At 62.7% G+C, this 5,252-nt stretch carries 1 protein-coding gene; it reads left to right on the forward strand.

All coding sequences use genetic code 11. The features are described 5' to 3' along the window. Positions 1-234 precede the first annotated feature (234 nt). A complete protein-coding gene (locus ACIQ2E_RS14845; RefSeq protein ID WP_398332232.1) occupies positions 235-4,710 on the forward strand; it encodes an alkaline phosphatase D family protein in 4,476 nt (1,491 codons plus the stop codon). Positions 4,711-5,252: the final 542 nt, after the last annotated feature.

A 5,252-nucleotide genomic window follows, 5' to 3' on the forward strand; every position in this document is an offset into this window, starting at 1 on the left:
CCAGGTGGGAACCGACACCCTGCTGAAGGTGGCCGGTGTGGAGGTGGGTCACTTCACCAACCTCAGCGCCAGCAGCCTCAACAGCCAGGCCAACTTCGCCGGGCTGGTCTAGTTCGCTCTGGAGGACATCTCCACCGATCTCCCCTCCTCTGGGGAGATCGGTTTTCTGATACAAACAGCTTATTCATCTCCCTGCACTGATTCCCTCAGCGGCAGTTCCGCTCCCACCACTCCATGTCAGCCTCCAGCGTCAGCTTTGCCCACGGTGTTGCTTCTGGTGATCCCTACACCGATTCGGTGATTCTGTGGACCCGGATCAGCCCCCCTGACGGACAGGTGGGGTCGCTTGATGTGCAGTGGGAGATCGCCACCAGCGCCGACTTCGCGCCGGGCTCGATCAAAGGCAGCGGCAGCTTCAGCACCAGTGCCGCCCGCGATTGGACCGTGAAGGTGGAGGCGGCAGGCCTCAGCGCCGACACCTCTTACTACTACCGCTTCACCTCCGGCAACACGGTTTCAACCGTTGGCCAGACCAAGACCCTGCCCGTAGGCAGCGATCCAGTGCGGCTGGCGGTGTTTTCCTGCTCCAACTTCACGGCGGCCCAGCAATTCGATGCCTACACCAGAGCAGCGGCGATCAACAGCGCCAATCCCTACGACGCCTGGCTGCACCTCGGCGACTACATCTATGAATACGGTGTCGGCGGCTATGGCGCCGCGGAAGACGCTGCCGGCAGCCGTGGCTTCCTGCCCGATCGCGAGATCCTCAGCCTCGACGACTACCGCCTGCGCTATGCCCAATACCACACCGATGCTGGGCTGCAGGCCCTGCGGGCCGCAGCACCGCTGATCGCCGGCTGGGACGACCACGAAACCGCCAACAACAGCTGGAGCGGCGGTGCCGAAAACCACCAGAGCGCCATCGAAGGCGACTGGCTCACCCGGCGTGATGCCGCCCTCAAGGCCTATTACGAGTGGGTCCCCATCCGCGAACCCGCCCAGCGCCAGGCCAGCGATGGGGCCAGCGCCCTCTCGCCGCTCACCCAGGCCTATCGCTCGTTCAATTTCGGCGATGTGCTGTCGCTGAACATGCTCGAAACCCGCCTGACGGCCCGTGATGAGCAGTTGGCCTATCCGGATGCGGCGGCGGTGCAGGCCCGCATCGGCGACATCCTGGCCAATCCGGCCTTGGTGGCCAGCTATGCCACCAAGGCCGGCATCGCCCCCCCCGCCAGCCAGGCGGCCATCCCCGCTTTCGCCAATGCCCTGGCGCCGCTCGTCACCCAGGAGCTGGTGCTCGCCACGGTGCAGCAAGCCTGGGGGGATCCGAACCGCGACATGATCGGCGACACCCAGCTGGCCTGGCTGCAGCAGCGGCTGGCCACCTCCACGGCCGCCTGGCATGTGCTGGGCCAGCAGACGTTGATGCAATCGATGGCCGTTCCGGCCGAACTGCTACTCAACGTCGGCAATCTCGCCCTGCTCGACAAGTACGCCGCGCCGCTGCAGAAGCTCGCCACCGGCACCCCCTTCGCCAATCTTTCCGCCGCCGAGCAAGCCCTGTTCGCCGAGGCGGGCAAGATCCCCTACAACCTCGATGCCTGGGATGGCTACGGCGTGGAGCGGGAGACGATCCTGCAGACCGCCCAGTCCCTGGGCAAGCGCCTGATCAGCCTGGCCGGCGACACCCACAACGCCTGGGCCGGCCTGCTCGACACGATGAGCGCCGGCACCCAGCCGGCCGGCACGGTGGCGGGGGTGGAGTTCGCCACCCCAGGCGTGACGGCACCAGGCTTCGAGAAGTACCTGCCGGGCGCTGATGCCTACATCCGCGCCAAGTATCCAGCAGTGGATGGCCTTGATGCCTTGTTTCAAGGCTATGTGAATGGCCTCAAGTATGCCGATCTCAACCGCCGCGGCTTTCTGGATCTCACGGTGAGCAAAGAGCAGGCGGTGGGCACGTTCCAGCTGCTCAACAGCACCGATCCGCTGAGCGGCAAGCCTGTCTGGAGCAGTGAAACGGTGGTTTCCAGCGCAAGCTTTGCGCTTTCCACCAGCGCTGAGGCCCGGCCCCTGATCAACTGGCAACCGAGCTGGCAGGAGCTGGATCTCAACTTCGGCCTGGCCTTTGATGCCAAAGGTGCGCCCACGCTGCTTGACCCAGCCGCCTACGCCAGCGTGCCCCGCGATGGCGTGCAGCTCGCCGATGTGCGGGTGCTGGGCTCCGTTGGTGCCGACCGGGTGGTGGTGGGCGCCGGCGCCATCGTGGAGACCGGTGCCGGCGGTGATGAGCTCGACAACACCGACAGCCTCGGCGGCAACGTGCTGGCGGCTGGGTCAGGCACAGATCAGTTCCTCCTGCGGGCCGCCGACGACACGGTGATCGGTGGCGAGCTGGTGGCCAACGCCAGCAGCCTGGGCCTGCCCGCTGTCGTGGGCTTTGTGGATAACGAGAGCGATACCTTCCTGATCGACAGTTCCAATCCGGCGCCGGCTGGGAGGCTGCGGATCCTCGATTACGAGCTTGGGATCGACCGCATTCTGCTTGATGGAGTGACCTTACAAACACCCTGGCCGCAGATCAAGAGCCAACTGCAGAGTCTCAGCTTCGATGTCAACGCGGCGCCGCAACTCAGCGGCACAGTGAGCACGTTCAACCTCAAGCGCGGGCTTGAGGTGAGCCAAGACCTGGCCTCCTTCGCCAGCGATGCCGACACGGACTCTCTCACCCTCATCAAGCTCGACGGCCCTACGTGGATTACCACCTCTGGCACCACACTGCGGGCCACGGCACCTCTCACCCTCAACGAGCAAGATCTGTCTAATCTCAATCTGAAGCTCGCTTTCAGTGATGGGAAGGTCTTGGTGCCCTTTGCGCTGCCGCTGGCTCTTCTGAACACGGCACCAACCGCCCTGAGCTTCAGCAACGCTCTCACAAGTCTGTCCGAAAACATCAGCACCGCAAGCCGCGTCAAGGTGGCGGATTTGGTGATCAGTGATGACGGCCTTGGTGTCAACTCCATCTCCCTCTCAGGCGCCGATGCCGCCAGCTTCGAGGTGAGCAGCAACGCGCTCTTCCTCAAGGCCGGCACCGCCCTTAACTTTGAGGCCAAAACCGCTTACGCGATCTCGGTCTCCGCCAGCGATCCCTCCCTCCCCGGCAGCACGCCGGTGTCGGCTTCCTTCGCCCTGGCTGTCAGCGATGTCAATGAGCTGCCCGGAACGCCGACCGTCTCAACTGTTGTTTCCGTCACCCTGCCAAGCGGCGAGGTCAAGCCGATCACGGTCAACATCAACAACTCCGACTTCTCCTCAGGCTCCAACCTGGAGGTGATCACTAACCTCGGCATCAATCCCGCCGGCCTCACGACCATCGCTGAGCTCGGTATTCAGACCAACCAGTCGGGGCTTGATTTCAAGCTCGCCGTCAATCGAGGCGCCAGCGCATCCCTCAACGCCGCGCTTGATCTGGTAGCAGCAGACCTGCTCCCCCAGCTCACCGGCATCTCCGGCCGTCGTCCTGATCGCAAATTGCTCTTCTATGGCGTCACGGCAGGCGGTGCCATCTCTCCGCTCACATACGACCCGATCACCGGCGGCGGCGGGCGCTTCTACGACCTCGACAACAACGGCACGGCTGATTTCTTCAGCCTCAGCCTGATTGACGGAGGCTACGGAGATAAAGACGGCGTGGTCAACGGCGTCATCGATGATCCCTCCATTGCCGGCTTCGCTGATCTCACCAATCTTCAGTTCACTAATGCCGGCTCCGGCACCGTCACCATCAGCGATCCCTCCAATGCCGCGCCCGCAGCCGTGAATCTGCGCGCCAGCCTCTCCAGCCGCCCCAACAGCTCCAACCAGATCGGCTACGTGGTGCTCAATGCCTCTGAAGTCGCCAGCGCTGATTCACTGCTCTCCGATCTCACCTGGCTGCGCGGCCGCGCCAAAACCCTGTTCTCCACACTCGAAAGCATCGACGTCACCCTTCCGGCCGGCAGCTCCTTTGATCGGGACATCCTGCAGATCAACGGCCAGAGCCTGCGCTTCTTCGAGGTGGTCGACGCCGGCCTTGAGCAGCTCACCAGCCTCTCTGACAGCCGCTTCCGCCTGTTCTCCACCCCAGTCTTCGCCAATGGCCAGGTGAGCTTCAGCTCAACGAGCGGCGTGCGCTTCTCCCTCAGCCTCCTGCCCGGCGATCCCGGCCTCAATGCCCTGATCAGCAACGCCCAGGGTCTCGCGCCCGTGCTCGATCTCAGCGCCTTCACCACCGCCCAGAACCTCAGCGGCACGCTTGTGCTGGGCCGGGAAGCCGACTTCAACCCGATTGCCGGCTTCTACCGCACCCTCGATGCCGCCGGAACCGTGATCGCCGCCGATGGCATCACCCGCGTGCGGCCGGGGGACAGCAGCTACACCACAGAAGCCCTGCGCAGCTCCAACCGCATCGCTCAGCTCGACGGTCTTGCCGTCGCTGACAACCAGACCACCTCCCGCAGCTTCTCTGGCATCAGCGGAGGCAGCTTCCTTGCTCCCTTCGCCCAGGTGAATGGCAACACCTTCTTTGCCTACGGATCTGCCAACACCGATGGCATCAGCCACTTCCGCTCCCTGGGCAACAACCTGTTTGGACTCGAGGATCTCCTCGGTGGCGGCGATCTCGACTTTGATGATCACGTGATTGGGGTTAACTTTGCATCAGTCGCTTAATGGCAATCAAAATCCGTCATAGCGGACCTGATCGAAACTTGATCCTGACTCAGCAAGTGATAATCACTTAATCAGCTAACATTCAAGACCGACGGCTCATCAATGGCCACAGGAAATACGGCACAAACTTTTGCCTTAACGCCTGCCGGGCAAAACCATTCGAGCGCAAATATCTCAGCCAAGGCACACGAGTTCAACCCCAGAGCTAGACACATTCCCGACAGCAATTCCACGAACCTCTACAAGGCGCACTGACACGATGATCATCGCCATGCAACACCGTACGCCCCACGCGAGAAAGACCAGGCGGTCCAACTAAGCCACTGAAAAGGCGTCCCAAGGCAGGAACACAAGCTTTAGCGGATCACAAAGCGTTGGACCGGATTACTGGACCAGATTGCTGGAGAAGCACACCCGCCCTATCCAATGGACGGCCCCAAACTTCATCAGATACTGCAAGGCCATTCGGGCGGCATAGAGTTGGGTGCCATCCCACCTGACGTGCATGCAGCAGTCGCAAGTTCCTCGTTGGATCAAGTCCG

It is taken from the genome of Vulcanococcus sp. (assembly GCF_044369115.1).
In the GTDB taxonomy this organism is placed as follows: domain Bacteria; phylum Cyanobacteriota; class Cyanobacteriia; order PCC-6307; family Cyanobiaceae; genus Vulcanococcus.

Bases quoted from the DNA above. Each gene is read 5' to 3' on its own strand.
- ACIQ2E_RS14845 (WP_398332232.1), top strand. From the start codon at position 235: ATGTCAGCCTCCAGCGTCAGCTTTGCCCACGGTGTTGCTTCTGGTGAT.